Origin of the sequence: Flavobacterium cheonhonense (assembly GCF_035671315.1) — a bacterium.
Taxonomy (GTDB): Bacteria; Bacteroidota; Bacteroidia; order Flavobacteriales; family Flavobacteriaceae; genus Flavobacterium; species Flavobacterium cheonhonense.
The window spans coordinates 1,182,685-1,203,816 of sequence record NZ_JAXAVY010000001.1 but is presented as its reverse complement, the minus strand read 5'-3'; the positions used below and the strand labels follow the sequence as shown (position 1 = coordinate 1,203,816).

Annotated in this window: 7 protein-coding genes; all 7 read right to left on the bottom strand. The window is 40.6% G+C overall.

From position 1 onward, the window contains the following. Window positions 1-156 precede the first annotated feature (156 nt). On the bottom strand, window positions 157-5,388 hold the full coding sequence (locus tag SK086_RS05245) for a T9SS sorting signal type C domain-containing protein (RefSeq protein ID WP_324690278.1): 5,232 nt from the start codon (window positions 5,386-5,388) through the stop codon (window positions 157-159). A gap of 454 nt (window positions 5,389-5,842) precedes the next feature. Continuing rightward, window positions 5,843-10,681, bottom strand: a complete 4,839-nt coding sequence (locus tag SK086_RS05240; protein ID WP_324690276.1) for a beta strand repeat-containing protein — start codon at window positions 10,679-10,681, stop codon at window positions 5,843-5,845. 619 nt (window positions 10,682-11,300) lie between these two features. After that, on the bottom strand, window positions 11,301-11,612 hold the full coding sequence (locus tag SK086_RS05235) for a DUF3467 domain-containing protein (protein ID WP_324690275.1): 312 nt from the start codon (window positions 11,610-11,612) through the stop codon (window positions 11,301-11,303). Window positions 11,613-11,727: 115 nt separating this feature from the next. After that, window positions 11,728-16,032, bottom strand: coding sequence for a DNA-directed RNA polymerase subunit beta' (gene rpoC, locus SK086_RS05230; protein WP_324690273.1), 4,305 nt, complete (start codon window positions 16,030-16,032; stop codon window positions 11,728-11,730). 86 nt (window positions 16,033-16,118) lie between these two features. Next, window positions 16,119-19,931: a DNA-directed RNA polymerase subunit beta gene (gene rpoB / locus SK086_RS05225; protein ID WP_324690272.1), complete on the bottom strand. Its 3,813-nt coding sequence runs from the start codon at window positions 19,929-19,931 to the stop codon at window positions 16,119-16,121. Window positions 19,932-20,199: 268 nt separating this feature from the next. After that, a complete protein-coding gene (gene rplL / locus SK086_RS05220) occupies window positions 20,200-20,571 on the bottom strand; it encodes a 50S ribosomal protein L7/L12 (RefSeq protein ID WP_290877172.1) in 372 nt (123 codons plus the stop codon). 55 nt (window positions 20,572-20,626) lie between these two features. After that, on the bottom strand, window positions 20,627-21,130 hold the full coding sequence (gene rplJ / locus SK086_RS05215; RefSeq protein ID WP_290877169.1) for a 50S ribosomal protein L10: 504 nt from the start codon (window positions 21,128-21,130) through the stop codon (window positions 20,627-20,629). Window positions 21,131-21,132: the final 2 nt, after the last annotated feature.

Below are 21,132 nucleotides of genomic sequence, written 5' to 3'. Positions count from 1 at the left end.
AAAAAAAACCATCTTTTCAGATGGTTTTTTTGTTTTATATGACAACTATTTTTTATAATTAAGTTTAACTAATAACATCCATAAAACCATTTTTATCATTAACCATAAAAAAAACCACTCAGTTGAGTGGTTTTTTTATGGTATAATAAATTCTGATTATTCGTCTTCAGCCACTTGAATAGTTGAGATTTTAAGGTCTTTTCTGAGCGTTGTTCTTGGAAACAATACTTTTTTAGTTACCGATTTACCGTCTTGGGTTTTAATCTTCACCAACAATACTTCGGTAGCAAAACCAACCTTAATTAAAGCTTGACTATTGTTAATGTCTTTTTGTTGGAACAACAAGCGACCTGCCAAATCGTAAATCATTACATGGTCCATTACAAAGTTTCCTGTATTGATGGAAATCTCGTTAGATGGCGTTTTGTAGATAACCACTTGGTTCTCAGTCAACACCGGATCTGTAACCCCTAAAGTTGACGCTTGGAATACTACTTCAAAACGAGCGTTAAAAGTACCCGATTCAGTAGCAAACGAGTAAGCACCATCGGATAAATTATGAACCGTACCGGTTACAGTATCTCTTAAATATACCGCTTGTCCTGAAGCAAACAAACCATCTACTCTATCCACAGCTATACTGTAAGTACCGGCTGTAGTAGCAGTAAACTGCATCGGAATCACATCAGAAGTCGAGAAAGGCAAGGCTTTACATTGGATAGCGTAAGGTTCAGCATCTAAAACAGAAGCCAAAGCAATTTCACCATCGTTAATATATTTACCGTCGTAGTTCATATCGAAACCATTAGTAGCATTGGTTACATAACCAATCATGGCTTGCGAGAACGCTCCAGCTGCATTGGTAACATTCAACCAAATTCTGTTTCTTTCCACAGTATTAGCAGAATGGGCAGTATTAGCCGTTCTTAAGAAACTGTTGGTATGATCGTCAACACGCATAGTATTATCAAACACTACATTTCCTGAACCCGCTCCGGTACCTTCCACAAAGAATCCTTGTCCGGTTTGAATTACTTGATAAGGTAGGTTAGCAACTTCATTAGCTCTCTCTTCACCGTTAGTAATAAAACCACCTAAGTTGAACGTACAGTAAGAAGGCTTATTGGAACCATTGGTTTTACGCCACAAATACAAAGTACCGGTGATAGCAGCAGCATTATTAGGATTAGTAATAAATGCCTCAGGATCCATTGGAGACGGATAAGGATTACCCACTAAGGTAAAGCGTTTACCGGGACCAAAGTTAGCCAACGGAATGGTATAAGTACCACTATTTGGTACTCCGGTAAAAGTTCCTGTCCATGATTGAGGTTGTGAAGCTGAGTGTGTATTAGCCACGCGAATTAAAACTCCTTTAGCCGTTTCAAAAGAAGTGGTTGACGGACTTGTAACAACAGTATAAAAATTAGTATTAGAATCATAATTATAAAAACGGTTTGCCAAAGTTAAAGGCGAAAAAGCTTGCATTTGTTGTCCGGCTACCGGAGCAGACCACAAAGTATAATCTAAACGTTTGATTGGAGACGAATTGGCCTTCACAATTACAGTACCACTATTTAAGTTGGTTGTACCACTTTGAATTAAATGGGCTTGGGCTTCAAAAGTCATAGTACTTCCGGTAGTTACCGTTAATGCGCCTGATAAAATTACACTATCTTGCGGCACTACAGTAACCACGGCGTTATTTTGAACGGTTAAAGAACATCCTTGCAAATTATAATTAGCACCCGGTGAGGTATAATTAGCCGAAATAATCAAAGCTTTATTAGCTGTAGGCTCTCCACCAACCCAAGACGTACCGTTCCAAGTAGTGGAAGCGAAAGATAAAGTAGCTGCAGAAGAATAAGCTTCAGCACAAGCACCGTTTTGAACAACAGCTCTAAACTTAGTCTCTTGCGTTAAAGCATCACTAGTGTAAGTTGTTGCCGTGTTGGCAATTGGAGTCCAGGTGGTAAATGGACTTACTGCACTTTCCCAACGAATCACATTACCGGTGTGACCGGATAAAGTTAACAATCCGCTAGTGGCACCGGAACAAATTGTAGCAGTTCCAGAAACCGACCCTCCTACTGAAAAAGGAGACACAGTAACTGTTCTTGTTGCGGTAGCATTAGCACAACCTCCTGTTCCTGTTACGGTATAGGTCATTGTAGCTGTTCCGGAAGTAACCGGTGTTACCACTCCTGAAGCACTATTGATAGTAGCTACAGCAGTATTACCCGAAGTCCAAGCACCTCCTGATACAGAAGAACCAAAGGTAGTAGTACCATTTGAACAAATCGTTTGAGTACCACTTAAAGTTCCTGCTGATGGTGCTGCGGTTACAGTAACGGTTCTGGTAGCAGTAGCATTAGCACAACCTCCTGTCCCTGTTACAGTATATGTCATAGTAGCCGTTCCGGCAGCAACCGGAGTTACTACTCCTGTAGCACTATTGATTGTTGCTACAGCTGTATTACCTGATGTCCAAGCACCTCCTGATACAGTAGAACCAAAGGTAGTCGTACCATTCGAACAAATCGTTTGAGTTCCACTTAATGTTCCGGCTGTTGGTGCGGCAGTTACTGTAACAGTTCTGGTAGCGGTTGCATTCGCACAACCACCTGTACCTGTTATGGTATAGGTCATAGTAGCCGTTCCGGCAGCAACCGGAGTTACTACTCCTGTAGCACTATTGATTGTTGCTACAGCTGTATTACCTGATGTCCAAGCACCTCCTGATACAGTAGAACCAAAGGTAGTAGTACCATTCGAACAAATCGTTTGAGTTCCACTTAAAGTTCCTGCTGTTGGTGCAGCAGTTACTGTAACAGTTCTGGTAGCGGTTGCATTAGCACAACCTCCTGTCCCTGTTACGGTATAGGTCATTGTAGCCGTTCCGGCAGCAACCGGAGTTACTACTCCTGAAGCACTGTTGATAGTAGCTACAGCAGTATTACCCGAAGTCCAAGCACCGCCTGACACAGTTGAAGCAAATGTAGTTGTACCGTTAGAACAAACAGATTGAGTACCGCTCAAAGTTCCTGCTGATGGTGCAGCAGTTACTGTAACGGTTCTGGTAGCGGTTGCGTTAGCACAACCTCCTGTCCCTGTTACGGTATAGGTCATTGTAGCAGTTCCGGCAGCAACCGGAGTTACTACTCCTGAAGCACTGTTGATTGTTGCTACAGCTGTATTACCGGATGTCCAAGCACCGCCTGACACAGTTGAAGCAAATGTAGTTGTACCGTTAGAACAAATAGATTGAGTACCGCTTAATGTTCCGGCTGATGGAGGAGTACTTACAGTAATGGTGGCTGAGGCTGAACTAGCTTGAGCACAATCTCCACTTTGAACAATCGTTCTAAATCTTGTTGTTTCTGTTAAAGAACCACTTGTATAAGTGGTATTGGCATTTACAATTGGCACCCATGTTGTAAAAGGACTCACAGCACTTTCCCAACGAACAATGCTTCCTGTATGACCAGATAAAGTTAAAAGACCACTATTGGATCCAGCACAGATATTTGCTGTTCCAGAAACTGAACCTCCTACAGTGGCAGGTGTAATTGCTACAGAAGAAGTACTAGCAGAAGCCGAACATCCGAATGAGTTTGTAACAGTAACTGTGTAAACTGTAGCAACCGTTTGAGTTACTCCTGTAGGGTTTTGTAGTGATGAAGTAAATCCTGAAGGAGTTGATGTCCAAGCATAAGTAGGCGCAGGAGGTGTAGCAGCGGTACCCGTTACACTAACATTGTCTATAGCCCAATAATACGCATACACTCCTGCATATCTAAAACGAATAGAGACAGTGGGCTGATTTAAATAACCCGATAAGTTTGTGGTTACCAAAAGGAAACCATTAGAAGCACCTTGAGTGGTAGTATATGTATTTAAAGCAGTCCAATTAGTACCATCAGTAGAAACTTCTACATAAGCAAAATCGGTCCCATCCCAGTCTCGGTAATAGTGAAAGAAATTCAAACTTGCATCGGTTAAGCCTACTGTACTGAATGTTGGAGATTGCAATATAGTAGCAGTTGTACCACCACTACCTTGACGATCACTGTCTGAAAGATAAAAACTAGAACTGTCATTACTATTCAAGTTTTCTGTAGTTCCACAAGTAGGACATACACTGTAACCATTAGTTCTAATTGTCCAAGCAGAATTCGCAGGCGTACCACCTGCACTGGTATTCGCAGTTGTCCACCCTGTGGCAGAACCGTTGAAATTTTCATTAACTAAAGTGACCGCAGTACTTGAATTAGAAGTAGCTGATGATGTTAAATTGAAAGGTGAACCAGCACAAATTGAAGTAACACTGGCACCTGCAGTAATAGCAGAAGGAAGTGGATTTACCACCAAAGTTTTTGAGGCTGTTGCCACACCACAAGATCCTCCTGATGAAGTAAGCGTTAAGGTAGCCGTTCCAGAATAATTTGCCGGAGGCGTCCAAGTTGCATCTAAATTAGTTGCATTTGGGGTAAAAGTTCCACCGGAAACACTTGAAGACCAAGTACCACCTGTAGCAGAACCTCCGACACTACCGCCTAAGGCTGCTGAGGTGCCGCCCTGACAAATCGCTACCAAAGCACCACCGGCATTAGCCGTTGCCGGCACACATCCTTTGAAAGAGACACCGGTCATTGACCCTAAAGTAGCATTACTCAAATTTGTAGAACAAGTTGAACTGGTATTTGAGGTTGGAACACTCCTGTTTCCAACACCGTTTCTTACCCCATCAGTAGTGGTCCATGTTTGTTCATTAGCACTGGTAAAGTTAGTCGGAAAAGAGTATGTTCTGGGAGTAGTACTACCACTTCTCAAACTACTAACCACTAAAACTGCTTGGTCATTTGCATTGATAGTTAAAGCTGTACCAAACACAAAAGGATCTGCAGTACCGGTACCGGTATTGTAATTTTCAGAGTCTGTTACTGGGGTAGTTTGATCAACATAATCAAAAACAGCGGCCCATACGGTGGTTACTCTTGTAGATTGCCCTGAAACCCTAAACACTAAGTTAGTGTTACTGGCAAGATCAAGATCAGCTTCATTTAAATAATAAATAGCTGTATGCTGCCTCGGAGTCGTTGAAGTCATGTCACCGGCAGCGAGCGTCAGGTTCCTCCCCCCATAAGAAATGGAGACAGTTCTTGAACCGGCACTAGTCTGAGACGAAGCAATGGCAACCGCTAAAATCCTGTTACTATTAGAACCGGTTGGTACAGTATAAGACACTGTTTGCTGGTTTGTGGAAGTATTGTTATACAACACTGACCAGTTTTGTAAGGTGGTTACCTGCGCGTTAGCAACAGTGCCACCAAGAAGCAAAACCAGCAAAAACAAAAACCGGCTTACATGCTTTGTAGATTTAGGCATTGGTAAAAAATTTCTCATAATACTTTGTAGGTTAATGATATTAATTTGTTTTTCGTTGACAAAGGTGATTTAAAAAAACAGGTCGAATCAAAAAAAATCGATAGCAGTGCAATAAAATCGATAAAGTTCAATTTTTGTACGTATTTCACCACTTTCGAACAGAATCTAACCCATTCAAGCTAAATCAACAATCAAAAATAGATTAAAAAAGGATTACAAACCAAATTTTTTATCGACAAAATGCAATTTTTATCGATTATTTACATTTTATAGTGTTTTTTATAGTCTATATATTACAATATGATAGAATTTAGCAACAAATTATTAACTATAAAATTTAAAGCTATACTTTGGGTAGTTTAAATTGCTTTACTTTGACCAAAGCAGTAAAGTAAAGCCTATAAAAAAACCTGTCTTCGCAGACAGGTTTTTTTATAAAATATGTAAGGTGAATTTATTTAACGAACTTCTTAGTAATGGTTTCTCCGGTAACAGCCGTAATTTGCAACAACACTACTTGATTGGTGGCCGGCAAAGCCAAAGTGGCTTGTGAAGCATTGATAGCATTGCTCTCCGTTAACAAACGACCTCTGATATCGAACACTTTAATACTATTCATTACTATAGTACCGGTAGCAACAGTAACACTATAAGCATCTGCAGCGTAAACTACTACTTGATTTTGGGTTAAAGTAGGCGTATCAGTACCTAAAGTAGCTTGATATACCACTTCAAAACGGCTATCAAAAGCACCGGCTTCTACTGCAAAAGTATAAGCACCATCATTTAAATTGTGGGTAACCCCCAAAACATTATCGCGCAAAAATACAGTTTGATCGTTGGCAAATATTCCATCAGCATGGTCTATGGCAATAGTGTAAGTTCCGGCAGTAGTAGCTTTAAAACGCATTGGCACTACATCGGCAGCGTCAAACGGCAAAGCACGTCCTTGGATAGCCATAGGGTTGGCATCCAATAAGGAAGTCAAAGCAATCTCACCATCGTTAATATATTTACCATCAATTTGAGCATCAAATCCGTTAGAGGCATTAGTCATATAGCCAATCATAGTTTGTGAAAACGCACCGGTGCCGTTAGTAGCATTCAACCAAACACGATTGCGTTCTACTGAAGTAGTAGTTTGCGCATTACGGAAGAATTGGTTCGCGTTATTGTCGGCACGCATGGCATTGGTAAATAACAATTGGTTGTTCGTTCCGGTAGCTTCTACAAAGAAAGCCTGACCGGTTTGTATTACATCATTTAAGTCGAAGGTTTGATCGTCATTATTGGTAACAAAACCTCCTGAAGTCCAAGTACAATAACTAGGATTAGCGCTACCGTTGGTTTTTCTCCAGAAATATAAAGTACCGGTAATGCTACCACTGTTGTTAGCATCTTCAATGAAAGATAAGGCATTAATAGGTGACGGATAAGGATTTCCAACCAAGTTGAATCGCTCACCGGCCACAGCATCCTGCATAGTCACGCTGTAATCACCATTATGAGGCACACCCACAAATTGTCCGGCAAAAGCCGTTGGCGTAACCGCAGGGTGGTTATTAGGTACACGAATCAAGAAGCCTTTTCCGGCATCAAAAGTAGTAGTAGACGGACTAGGAACTGATTCATAAAAGTTAGTAGTCGAATTGTAAAGATAAAAACGATTCGTAAGGGTTTGCGGAGAGAAGTTCAATAAATTTTGACCCACTACCGGCGAAGACCATAACGTATAATCCAAACGTTTTAACAAAGAGCTGTTGCGTTTAACGGTTACTGAACCGGTATTGTCAACATCTGCCGTTTGAATCAAATTGGCATTGTTTTCAACCACCACATCAGCAGCTGTTAAATTGTTTACCAATTCATTTACAACAGTAATAGTATTTCCTGAATTAACAGTTAAAGAACCCGAGTTAACGGTTACTTTTTTTGCGGTAAACTCGCCGTTAACAGCAGTACTGTAAACACCGGCAATAACCGCTTCAATATCGGCATCCGGTCCGGTAGTATTGGTCCAAGCAGTACCGTTCCATGTACAAGATACCGGTTTGGTGGTTACTGAAATTTCATTTGAACTTCCGGTAGCAACTGTTCCGTTTACGGCTCTCACACGGTAAAAATATTGTGTTTCAGGATCAAGACCTGTTACAGCATAAGCAGTAACATTCCCAACATTTAAACTTTGGTATCCTGAAGCATAAACCAATGATTCACTATCTACAGTCACTACAATATCGTCAATAAAGAATCGAGCGTTGCTAATTTGAAAAGCTCTGAATGTAACTTGAGTTGCAGCAGTAGCACCGGTTACATTCACTGTATAGTTGGTAAAAGCTCCTTTAGTCATGGTTACCGAACTTTGACTCAAAGTTCCGCCACCGGTTACTTCTAAAAGTAGCGTGGTTTGCTCTGAAGCACTATCCCAAGCACCGGCTCTAAAAGTCACAACGGCATTACCGGCAATTCCAAAGGCTGGAGTAGTTAAAGCACCACGAGCACTACCCGCTCCCATTTTAGCACAATTGTCTCCTTTGTATCCTGATGCGTCTGTCCAACTAACAATATCAAAGGTATTACCGGCAACACTTCCGCTCCATCCGCCGGAATTCCCTCCGGTACCATTGGTTGTTCCTAAATTGGTCCAAGTAAAATCTTGGTTAATTACCTCTGTAACACCTCCGGTTTTAGTATAAACATCTAATTCATAAGAAGTCGCTCCCGAAACAGCATTCCATTTTGCTGTAAATCCAACCGGTAACACTGCAGTAACTGCCGTAGCCGTTGGTACCGTTAAAGCGGTAATGTCAGCTGATAAACCTGTGGGTTGCGAAACACTGTAATGAGCCGCTTTGGTACCTGCCAAACTGTAACCGGTTACCGTAACCGCAATGCCTACGCCAGGTAAAGCGGAAGCAAAAGTAGCCGTTGGCGTACCTGTAATAGATACAGCAGACTCATCGCCTGAAACGAAACCGCTCAATCCCGGCGCCCCGCTTAAAGTAGCAGTGGTTGTACCATCTTGCACTTTATCATCTGCCACCACTCCTGTTATGGTTAGGTTTTTAACCGCAACCGTCAAGTTTTGATTAACAGCAGTAGCTGCCGTATAATTAGCATTACCGGCCTGAGTAGCCGTAATAGTAGCTGAACCTGCTCCCAATATAGTAACCGTATTACCCGAAACGGTAGCCACAGCAGTATTAGAGCTGCTGTAGGATACTGTTAAACCGGAAGAGGCAGTAGCCGTTAATGCAAAAGCAGCATCTCCGTAAACTTTAGACGCCAATGTTCCAAATGTAATAGTTTGCGAAGCCTGACTTATAGTAATAGTAATTGTTGCAGCGGCACTGGTTCCACCACCGTTGGCAGCTGTAACGCCTACTGCAAAAGTCCCCACTTGCGTAGGAGTACCGGAAATTAAACCGGTAGTAGTATTTAAACTCAATCCTGTTGGTAGTGTACCCGAAGCCACAGCGTAAGACGTTGGCGCATTGGTAGCAACTACATTATAAGAGAAAGCTGTATTATAAGTACCTGTTGGGGAAGCCGGAGTAACTACCGGAGTAGCGGCATTCACGGTCAATACTCCATTATCGGCAGTAGTATCCCAAATACCATTGGTGTCACCATAACGGTATTCTGTGCTGCCGGTTCTTTGGAAACGAGACGCATAATAGTAAGTACCCGGGGTCAATCCTGTCCCTAAGTTAGCTACATATTCATCGTCATTGCCTTGATCGGCATTGAAAGTTGCCGGCACCCAATTGGTCCAAGTATTTGGATTAGTATTCGAAGTACTGTATCCTATCCAAGCGGTAATACCGGCACCCGGACTACCTGCATTGGTTACCCCGCCCAAATATACTTTAGCGTATACATTATAAGCATCGCCGGCAGTTATAGTCCCGGAAGTAGGATATTGTACATTACACCAATCTACCAATAAAGAAGTTACGGTTAAAATACGATTGTCTGTAGTACTATTCCAAATACCATTGATATCACCATAAACATATGAACCCGCTCCGATTCTATATCTGTAAGCCAAGTAATAGGTAGCCGGAGTTAAACCTGTTAGCGCTGCTTTATACTCATCATTATTACCTACATCGGTATTATAAGTCGCAGGAACCCATGTCCAACCTGCTCCACTAGGATCACTATTAGTCGTACTGTAGCCTAACCAAGCATCAATAAGTGTTCCCTCTCCGGCGCTATCAGTTAATCCAGCCGAATAAACTTGACCATAATATGTTATAGATGAACCCTCGTTTATGGAAGTAGTAAAATCAGGATATTGAATATTGGCATAGGTTATAGAGTATGCCGATGTGGTTGACCCATTTCCGGAACTTTCAGCTGAATAATTGAATGCCTTATCAGCCGTGTAAACTTTATACCAATACTGAGTCCCTTGAGACAAACCCGTATCTGTAAATGAAGTCCCAGTACCAACATATCTAACAGTTCCCACTAAAGAACCTGTACCATTTGAAGTTGTATTACCAACTCCATAAATCCCGTTTTGGTTAATATCATTATCGGCATTGGGAGCACTAGCATAGCGAACAACAACATAACCTCCTCCATCAACACCTCCCGTAGCAGCTGCCCATGAAACGTTAAGAGTTGAAGTTGTAGCAGCTGAAACAGTTACAGTTCCCGGCGAATTAGGAGCAGTATTATCTATCGCAGAACCGGGATAAATTACAAAATCGTCTACAAAAAAACTACCGGCAGCAGCTCTTCCTGCAATACCAATTCCTGATGTTGTTACTGCTGTTGTGGCGGTTGACAACACATAACTTACTTTAGTCCAAGTGGCATTTGCAGCTAATGTTGCAGCCGTTGAGTAAGCAGGATTTGAAGTCCCATTGGTAGTAACAGCTGCTTGAAAACTGTTAACACTTGCCGCATTCTGCACAAAAAACTGAACCACATACGAAGTATTGGCTGCTGGGCCGGCAGAGGCAGTAGCACTCTGAGGCGATTGTAAGTTTCTTGAAACAGTAGAAACACTCACCGCCGACGCATGTTTTGTACCACTTCTGGGTGAGGTCGTCACAATACTGGAAGAAGCTCCGGATTGATTCTGACGGCTCCAAGCGGCACTAGATAATGTAGTACCAAGGGCCCCTGTTGTTTGATTTTCAAATCCTCCATCCATAAAAGGAAAAGAGCCTATGGTTTGTGTTTGTGCAAACACAATTGATGAAGTTAATGCATTTGTTATTAAAAACAAAAACAGCACTACTCTTCTCAACGAGAAAAGATTCGTAATTTTATTCATAGTTTGATTATGTTTAGAAACTGTTTCCGAGCATCCCCACGATACACAAAAACAAGCAACCAAAAGTAGCATTTTTTTTTGCTGCTGCAAATTAAGGCCATCCGTTTTGGGTTAATTGTTAACATCTTTCTCATAAAACGGCAAAAAAAGCAATAACATTTAGAACCAAGCATTTATGAATAAGAAAATTCTAATATTTTAATAATAAAAAACCATTCAATAAATGAGTTTAAATAACAAAATCGAGGATCTTAGAGAAAATATATTGACTCATTTTTAAATATTTAGGTGAAATTAAATCTGTTTTTTTATTCATTAATTAACCCCTGTTTATTTAATCCAACGGTCATCATAAAATCAAATAAACAGCCCCGTTGGAAGATAAAAACATTAGTTGAATCATTCTCAAGGTCGACTATGCTTTTTCACCGCCTCTTTGAGGGTATGGTAAAATTAAGCGAGGGCACACAAAATATTATCCAAAGAAAGCTTAGCGAAAGACTTATTATCATTCAGAGGTCATCAGCCGCAAAATATTTTTAGCTATTTTTTTATCTAATTCTCTAACAATAAAAAACCCTCTCCGGTTGGAGAGGGTTTTGATTATTTCAGTTGCTTATTAGGCCTGACCTGCAGGTCCGAAGTTCAAAGGAACTTGCGGTTGCTCGGTATCCTTGATTTCGCCGTTAGCCAGCTCATATCTGTGGATATTTTCGCCTAATGCTTTTAGAAAACGTTTGGCATGTTGCGGCGTGAGCACAATTCTCGATTTTACTTTGGCCTTAGGCACACCCGGCATTAGGGTTACAAAATCAACTACAAATTCGGAAGCCGAATGGTTAATGATGGCCAAATTAGAATAGATTCCTTCGGCTGTTTTTTCATCCAACTCGATGTTGATTTGCCCTTGTTGTGGATTGTTATCGCTCATTTGATATTAGATTTTAAATATTAGATATAAAGCTTACTACGGATAGCAATATAAAAAGCCACTAATTTAGAATATAAAGTAGTGGCTTTTATTGAATTAACTATTACTAAAGATATTAGTAAATGTATTCTTCTTTGTTAGCCATGATTTCATTGTAATCTTCTTTCGAACCTACAATGGTATGATCGTAATCTCTCATACCCGTTCCTGCCGGAATTCTGTGACCTACAATTACATTTTCTTTCAATCCTTCTAAAGTATCTACTTTACCGGCTACAGCGGCTTCGTTTAATACTTTAGTAGTTTCCTGGAAGGAAGCTGCCGAGATGAACGATTTAGTTTGTAACGACGCTCTGGTAATACCTTGTAATACCGGAGTAGCGGTAGCGGTGATTACATCACGAGCGACTACTAAGTTTTTATCGTTGCGTTTCAACATCGAATTCTCATCTCTTAATTCACGTGGCGATACAATTTGACCCGGTTTTAAAGTTTCCGAATCACCGGCATCTTCCACTACTTTCATTCCATACAATTTATCGTTTTCTTCAATGAAGTCAGCGGTGTGAATCAATTGTTCTTCTAAGAACAAAGTATCTCCCGGATCTTGCACTTGAACTTTACGCATCATTTGACGAATAACTACTTCGAAGTGTTTGTCGTTGATTTTTACCCCTTGTAAACGGTAAACCTCTTGAATTTCATTTACCAAGTACTGTTGAACAGCAGATGGCCCTTGAATTCTTAAGATATCTTCCGGTGTAATAGCACCGTCAGACAATGGCATACCTGCTTTCACGAAGTCGTTTTCTTGTACTAAGATTTGACTTGACAATTTCACCAAGTATTTCTTAATCTCACCAAATTTAGATTCGATGATGATTTCACGGTTACCACGTTTGATTTTACCGAAAGACACTACCCCGTCAATTTCAGACACTACGGCCGGATTAGATGGATTACGAGCTTCTAACAACTCGGTAATTCTTGGTAAACCTCCGGTGATATCCCCGGCTTTAGAAGAACGACGAGGAATTTTAACCAAGATTTTACCGGCTTTAATTTTCTCTCCGTCTTCTACCATCAAGTGCGCTCCAACCGGTAAGTTGTATGAACGGATTAACTCACCGTCTTTACCGTATACCAATAAGGTTGGGATTAATTTTTTATTTCTTCCTTCAGAAATTACTTTTTCTTGGAAACCGGTTTGCTCATCGATTTCAACTTGGAACGATTGTCCTTGTTCTAAATCTTCGTAAGCAATTTTTCCGGTAAACTCAGAAACAATAACTCCGTTGTATGGATCCCATTTACAAATGACAGCGCCTTTCTCAACCACATCTCCATCTTTCACACTGATAACAGAACCGTAAGGTATGTTGTGCGTACTTAATAGGATTCCGGTTTTAACATCTATCAATTTTAATTCGGTTGAACGTGACACAACGATATCTACTTTGTTACCGTCGTTATCTTCTCCAACTACCGTTTTCAAATCTTCGATTTCTAATCTACCACCGAATTTAGCAATGATGCTGGACTCTTCAGAAACACCTCCGGCAACCCCTCCAACGTGGAAGGTACGTAGGGTTAACTGCGTTCCAGGCTCCCCAATAGACTGTGCTGCGATTACTCCGACAGCTTCTCCTTTTTGGGTCATTTTTCCGGTAGCTAAGTTTCTTCCGTAACATTTAGCACAGATACCTTTCTTAGCTTCACAAGTCAATGGAGAACGTACATCTACTCTCTCTAACGGAGATTCCTCGATGGCTTTTACGATAGCTTCCGTGATTTGCTCACCTGAATGTACTAAGATTTCGTTATTTAAAGGATTGATTACATCTTGTAACGCCACACGTCCTAAGATTCTTTCTCCTAAGGTTTCTACGATTTCTTCGTTTTTCTTCAAAGCCGAAACTTCGATTCCTCTTAACGTACCACAATCTACAGAGTTTACGATTACGTCTTGAGAAACGTCGTGTAAACGACGAGTTAAGTAACCCGCATCCGCCGTTTTCAAAGCGGTATCCGCTAATCCTTTACGAGCACCGTGCGTAGAGATGAAGTATTCCAAAATCGATAGACCTTCCTTAAAGTTGGAAAGAATCGGGTTTTCGATAATTTCTCCACCACCAGCAGTTGATTTTTTCGGCTTAGCCATCAAACCACGCATACCGGTTAACTGACGAATCTGCTCTTTTGATCCACGCGCTCCGGAGTCAAGCATCATATATACTGAGTTGAATCCTTGTTGGTCTTCGCGGATGTTTTTCATCGCTAACTCAGTTAACAATGCATTGGTTGAAGTCCACACGTCGATTACTTGGTTGTAACGCTCGTTGTTGGTGATAAGACCCATGTTATAGTTCATGGTAATTCCGTCCACTTGCTCACGAGCATCAGCAATTAATTCATCTTTTCTTTGTGGGATGATGATATCCCCTAATGAGAATGACAATCCACCTTTGAAAGCGAATTTGTACCCCATATCTTTCATGTTATCCAAGAACGCTGCAGTAGTTGGCACATCAGTTACGGCTAAAATTTTACCAATAATATCACGTAATGATTTTTTGGTCAATACCTCATTGATGTAACCGGCAGCTTCAGGCACTACTTCGTTAAATAATACTCTACCGGCGGTAGTTTGGATAAGTTGGTATACTAATTCACCGTTTTCGTTAAAGTCTTTGGCTCTGATTTTCACGCGAGCATTCAACTCTAATCTACCTTCATTCAAAGCGATGTTTACTTCTTCTGCAGAGTAGAAGGTTAAGCCTTCGCCTAAAATTTTATGATCCGGTGTAGATAATCTTTCTTTGGTCATGTAGTACAGACCCAAAACCATGTCCTGAGAAGGTACGGTAATTGGCGCACCATTAGCCGGGTTCAAGATATTGTGAGAAGCCAACATTAACAATTGTGCTTCCAAAATAGCCTCCGGTCCTAACGGCAAGTGTACTGCCATCTGGTCACCGTCGAAATCCGCGTTAAACGCCGTACACACTAACGGGTGCAATTGAATCGCTTTTCCTTCGATTAACTTTGGCTGGAACGCTTGGATACCCAAACGGTGCAAAGTAGGAGCACGGTTTAGCAATACCGGATGTCCTTTGATTACGTTTTCAAGGATATCCCATACTACAGGCTCTTTTTTATCGATGATTTTCTTAGCCGATTTAACGGTTTTAACGATTCCTCTTTCGATTAACTTACGAATAACGAATGGTTTGTATAGTTCCGCCGCCATGTCTTTTGGCAAACCACATTCGAACAATTTCATTTCAGGTCCAACCACAATTACCGAACGAGCAGAATAATCCACACGTTTCCCTAATAAGTTTTGACGGAAACGACCTTGTTTACCTTTCAAGGAATCCGAAAGGGATTTCAATGGACGGTTTGATTCAGTTTTAACCGCAGAAGCTTTACGCGTGTTGTCGAATAATGAATCTACTGATTCTTGCAACATACGTTTTTCGTTTCTCAAGATTACTTCCGGCGCTTTAATTTCCATCAATCTTTTCAAACGGTTGTTACGGATGATTACTCTTCGGTACAAATCGTTCAAATCGGAAGTCGCAAAACGACCACCATCTAGCGGCACCAACGGACGCAATTCAGGCGGAATCACCGGAATTACTTTCAAAATCATCCACTCAGGACGGTTTTCTCTGTTAAGGTTAGCCTCGCGGAAAGATTCTACTACTTGTAATCTTTTTAACGCTTCTGTTTTTCTTTGTTTAGACGTTTCGTTGTTAGCGCTGTGACGCAACTCGTATGACAAAGCATCTAAGTCGGTGCGAGCCAACAAGTCCATAATACATTCAGCACCCATTTTGGCGATGAATTTATTCGGATCATTATCATCTAAATATTGGTTCTCCATCGGAAGAGTGTCTAAAATATTCAAATACTCTTCTTCCGTTAAGAAGTCTAATCTTTGTAAAGATTCGCCGTCTGCATTTTTAGCAATACCGGCTTGGATTACTACGTATCTTTCGTAGTAAATGATCATGTCTAATTTTTTAGACGGTAACCCAAGGATGTAACCAATTTTGTTGGGTAACGAACGGAAGTACCAGATGTGAGCGATTGGCACCACCAAGTTGATGTGACCTACTCTGTCTCTACGTACTTTTTTCTCTGTTACTTCAACACCACAACGGTCACAAACGATTCCTTTGTAACGGATTCTTTTGTATTTACCACAAGCACATTCGAAATCCTTTACAGGTCCGAAGATACGCTCACAGAAAAGACCGTCACGTTCCGGTTTGTGGGTTCTATAGTTGATAGTTTCCGGCTTCAAAACCTCACCTCTTGACTCAGCCAAGATGGATTCGGGAGAAGCTAGTCCTATCGAAATTCTGTCAAATCTTTTGATAGTATTTTTAGTATCTTTATTTCTATTCATCATAGTCGTAAACTTTTAAATGTTACAGTCGCAGTTTTCAGTCACAGTCAGCAGTAATTGCCAACTGAGACCGAGACTGGTTTACTGATTTATTCTTCTAATCTGATATCTAATCCGAGACCTTTCAATTCATGCATTAACACATTGAATGATTCTGGTAATCCCGGCTCCGGCATAGTTTCTCCCTTAACGATAGCTTCGTAAGTTTTAGCTCTACCGATTACGTCATCCGATTTAACAGTCAAAATTTCTCTAAGCGTACTTGAAGCACCATAAGCCTCAAGTGCCCAAACCTCCATTTCTCCGAAACGCTGACCTCCGAACTGAGCTTTACCTCCTAACGGTTGTTGCGTAATCAATGAGTATGGACCAATAGAACGTGCGTGCATTTTATCATCTACCATGTGTCCTAATTTCAACATGTAGATTACACCCACTGTTGCCGGTTGGTGGAAGCGTTCACCTGTTCCTCCGTCGTACAAATAAGTATGACCGAATCTTGGGATTCCTGCTTCGTCCGTGAAGGCGTTGATTTGGTCTAAAGAAGCACCGTCGAAGATTGGCGTAGCGAATTTTCTACCCAAGTTCATACCGGCCCAACCCAATACGGTTTCGTAAATCTGACCAATGTTCATACGCGATGGTACCCCTAGCGGATTCAATACGATATCTACCGGTGTTCCGTCTTCCAAGAAAGGCATGTCTTCATGACGAACGATACGAGCCACAATACCTTTGTTTCCGTGACGTCCCGCCATTTTATCACCCACTTTCAATTTACGTTTCTTAGCGATATAAACTTTCGCTAATTTCAAGATACCCGCTGGTAATTCGTCACCCACAGTAATGGTAAATTTCTCTCTTCTTAATGCCCCTTGCAAATCGTTTAATTTGATTTTGTAGTTGTGGATTAAGTCGTTTACCAATTTGTTAGTTTCGTCATCAGCTACCCATTGTCCTTTAGTCAAGTGAGCGAAATCTTCAACGGCATGTAACATTTTTTGGGTGTATTTTTTACCTTTTGGCAATACTTCTTCACCCAAGTCGTTCATTACACCTTGCGATGTTTTTCCGTTCACGATGTTGAACAATTTGTCAACCAATTTGTCTTTTAATTCAACAAATTTAGTTTCGAATTCCATTTCCAAAGTCGTCAAATCGTCTTTGTCTTTGGTACGTTTCTTTTTATCTTTTACCGCTCTCGCGAATAATTTTTTATCTAAAACCACACCGTGTAATGATGGAGACGCTTTTAAGGAAGCATCTTTCACATCACCTGCTTTGTCTCCGAAGATGGCTCTTAACAACTTCTCTTCCGGAGTTGGATCAGATTCTCCTTTTGGTGTAATTTTTCCGATTAGAATGTCACCCGGTTTTACCTCGGCTCCGATTCTGATCATACCGTTTTCATCTAGGTCTTTAGTCGCTTCTTCAGAAACGTTAGGGATATCGTTAGTTAACTCTTCGTTACCTAATTTGGTATCACGAACTTCCAAAGAATAGTCATCAATATGAATAGACGTAAAGATGTCATCGCGTACTACTTTTTCAGAAATTACAATCGCATCCTCGAAGTTGTACCCTTTCCAAGGCATAAAGGCCACTTTAAGGTTTCTACCTAAGGCCAACTCTCCGTTTTGCGTTGCATAACCTTCACAAAGTACTTGTCCTCTGGTTACTCTGTCGCCTTTTCTTACGATAGGCTTCAAGTTGATAGATGTACTTTGATTGGTTTTTCTGAACTTGATTAATTGGTATGTTTTTTCATCCGGGTCGAAGCTTACCATTCTTTCTTCTTCCGTTCTGTCGTATTTGATGGTAATGATGTTGGCATCAACGTACTCTACAGTACCTTCGCCTTCCGCATTAATTAATACTCTTGAGTCAGAAGCCACTTGGCGCTCTAAACCGGTTCCTACGATTGGGGCTTCAGGACGTAATAATGGTACGGCCTGACGCATCATGTTGGATCCCATCAACGCACGGTTCGCGTCATCGTGTTCCAAGAACGGAATTAACGAAGCTGAAATCGAAGCGATTTGGTTTGGTGCCACGTCGGTATAATGAATCTCGGTTGGATCAACTACCGGGAAGTCACCTTCCTCACGGGCAATAACTTTATCAGCCGTAATTTTACCATTGTTATCCATGGTGATGTTCGCTTGTGCAATCATCTTACCTTCTTCTTCCTCTGCACTTAAATAGATGGGTTCTGAAACCAAATCTACTTGTCCGTTAGTTACTTTACGGTATGGTGTTTCAATGAATCCCATTCCATTTACTTTGGCGTAAACCCCTAATGAAGAAATCAAACCGATGTTTGGTCCTTCCGGCGTTTCAATCGGACACAAACGACCGTAGTGTGTATAGTGAACGTCACGCACCTCGAAACCGGCTCTTTCACGAGAAAGACCACCAGGTCCTAGGGCAGACAATCTTCTTTTGTGGGTAATCTCGGCCAATGGATTGGTTTGATCCATAAACTGAGACAACTGGTTGGTACCAAAGAAAGAGTTGATAACCGAAGACAATGTTTTGGCATTGATCAAATCGATAGGTGTAAACACCTCGTTATCTCTAACGTTCATTCTTTCGCGGATGGTACGCGCCATACGAGCTAAACCTACACCGAATTGTTGAGACAATTGCTCACCAACAGTTCTTACACGACGGTTAGACAAGTGATCGATATCATCAATCTCTGCTTTAGAGTTGATCAATTCGATTAAATATTTAACGATAGTGATGATATCTTCTTTGGTAAGCACTTGCTTTTCCATTGGGATATCAAGGTTTAACTTTTTGTTCATTCTGTAACGACCTACTTCACCTAAGTTGTAACGTTGGTCAGAGAAGAACAATTTATCGATGATACCGCGAGCCGTTTCCTCATCAGGCGGTTCTGCATTACGCAACTGACGGTAAATGTGCTCAACAGCTTCTTTTTCAGAGTTGGTTGGGTCTTTTTGTAATGTATTGTGGATGATAGCGTAATCGCCTTGATTCGCGTCTTCCTTATGCAACAAAATAGACTTCACATTAGAATCGATAATTTCTTCCACATTATCTTTGTCGATAATAGTGTCACGATCTAAGATGATTTCGTTACGCTCGATAGATACAACTTCTCCGGTATCTTCGTCTACGAAATCTTCATGCCAAGTATTCAATACTCTCGCGGCTAATCGTCTTCCAATGTATTTTTTTAATCCGGTTTTAGATACTTTGATTTCTTCGGCAAGGTCGAAAATCTCTAAGATATCTTTATCTCTTTCGAACCCGATGGCACGGAAAAGAGTAGTAACCGGTAATTTTTTCTTTCTATCAATGTAAGCGTACATTACGCTGTTGATGTCGGTAGCAAATTCAATCCATGAACCTTTGAAAGGAATTACTCTGGCAGAATACAACTTGGTTCCGTTAGCATGGAAAGACTGACCGAAGAATACGCCCGGAGAACGGTGTAATTGAGAAACAACCACACGCTCAGCACCATTGATAACGAAAGTTCCGCTTGGTGTCATGTAAGGAATAGTCCCTAAATAAACGTCTTGTACGATAGTTTCAAAATCTTCGTGTTCCGGATCGGTACAGTACAATTTCAGACGCGCCTTCAAAGGCACACTGTATGTTAAACCTCTTTCAATACACTCTTGAATGGTGTAGCGCGGTGGGTCAACAAAATAATCCAGGAATTCTAATACAAATTGGTTTCTTGTATCAGTAATTGGAAAGTTTTCCATGAAGGTGTTGTAAAGCCCTTCGTTGCCTCTTTCGTCAGATTTGGTTTCCAATTGGAAGAAATCTTTAAAAGATTTTACCTGAACATCCAAGAAATCCGGATATTGAGGTATGTTTTTCGTAGAGGCAAAATTCAATCTTTCAGTCTGATTTGTTATCATCAATGGACAAAATTTTGATTTAAAAAAAGTAATTTTTTGTGTGAGAGCACACTGTTTTATATCTACTTTCCTTTAAAATTAACCATTACCTCTTTAAAAATAAACCAGGAAATTTGTTTGTTTTTTTCTTCGTAATGGCTAAAGATGGGTTTCGCATTTGACTATATAAATGAGATAAAAATTTATATAATTTTATTATACGAAAAATGGTTTAGGCCCTTGGACGCATTGTCCAAGGCCTAAACCTAGTTTTCAAACCGGTGTTGGATTATTTTAACTCAACAACAGCTCCAGCTTCTTCTAAAGATTTTTTCAAACCTTCAGCTTCTGCTTTAGATACTCCTTCTTTGATGTTTGACGGCGCGCCATCAACGATATCTTTTGCTTCTTTCAAGCCAAGACCTGTTAATTCTTTTACAGCTTTAACTACTGCTAATTTAGAAGCACCAGCATCTTTCAATACTACTGTGAATTCTGTTTGCTCTTCAGCAGCTTCAGCACCACCACCACCAGCAGCAACTACTACTGCAGCAGCAGCAGGCTCGATACCGTACTCATCTTTTAATATTGTAGCTAAATCATTAACTTCTTTTACTGTTAAGTTAACTAATTGTTCTGCGAATTGTTTTAAATCTGCCATTTTTTCTATCGTTTAAAATGTTCTTTTTTAATATTTATTTTTTAGTCTGCTCTAATTATTCTGCTGCAGCTTCTCCTTTTTGCTCAGCATTGTTTAACAAAGCTGAAAGGATGCGTTTAGCAGGCGATTGAAGTAATCCGATGATTTCACCGATAACTTCTTCTTTAGATTTAAGGGAAGCTAAGCTATCTAATAAGTTATCTCCGATGTAGATCTCTTGGTTGATGTAAGCCCCTTTGAATACCGGTTTATCCGATTTCTTTCTGAAGTCTTTGATGATTTTTGCAGGAGCATTAGCCACATCAGCCATAAAAACTGATGAGTTACCCTTTAATACAGATGGTAAATCTCCGTAATCATTAGTTGAAGCTTCCATTGCTTTTTCAAGCAAAGTATTTTTAACAACTTCTAATTTAATTCCGGCTTTGAAACAAGCTCTTCTTAAATTGGAAGTAGTTTCAGCGTCTAAACCTGAAGTATCTGCAATGTAGATAATATTAGTTTCAGCCAACTTTGCAGTTAAATCTTCTATCGCGATTGATTTTTCTTCTCTTGTCATAA

Coding starts and splice junctions, on each gene's coding strand:
- SK086_RS05245 (WP_324690278.1), bottom strand. CDS start 5,388: ATGCCTAAATCTACAAAGCATGTAAGCCGGTTTTTGTTTTTGCTGGTT.
- SK086_RS05240 (WP_324690276.1), bottom strand. CDS start 10,681: ATGAATAAAATTACGAATCTTTTCTCGTTGAGAAGAGTAGTGCTGTTT.
- SK086_RS05235 (WP_324690275.1), bottom strand. CDS start 11,612: ATGAGCGATAACAATCCACAACAAGGGCAAATCAACATCGAGTTGGAT.
- rpoC (WP_324690273.1), bottom strand. CDS start 16,032: ATGATGAATAGAAATAAAGATACTAAAAATACTATCAAAAGATTTGAC.
- rpoB (WP_324690272.1), bottom strand. CDS start 19,931: ATGATAACAAATCAGACTGAAAGATTGAATTTTGCCTCTACGAAAAAC.
- rplL (WP_290877172.1), bottom strand. CDS start 20,571: ATGGCAGATTTAAAACAATTCGCAGAACAATTAGTTAACTTAACAGTA.
- rplJ (WP_290877169.1), bottom strand. CDS start 21,130: ATGACAAGAGAAGAAAAATCAATCGCGATAGAAGATTTAACTGCAAAG.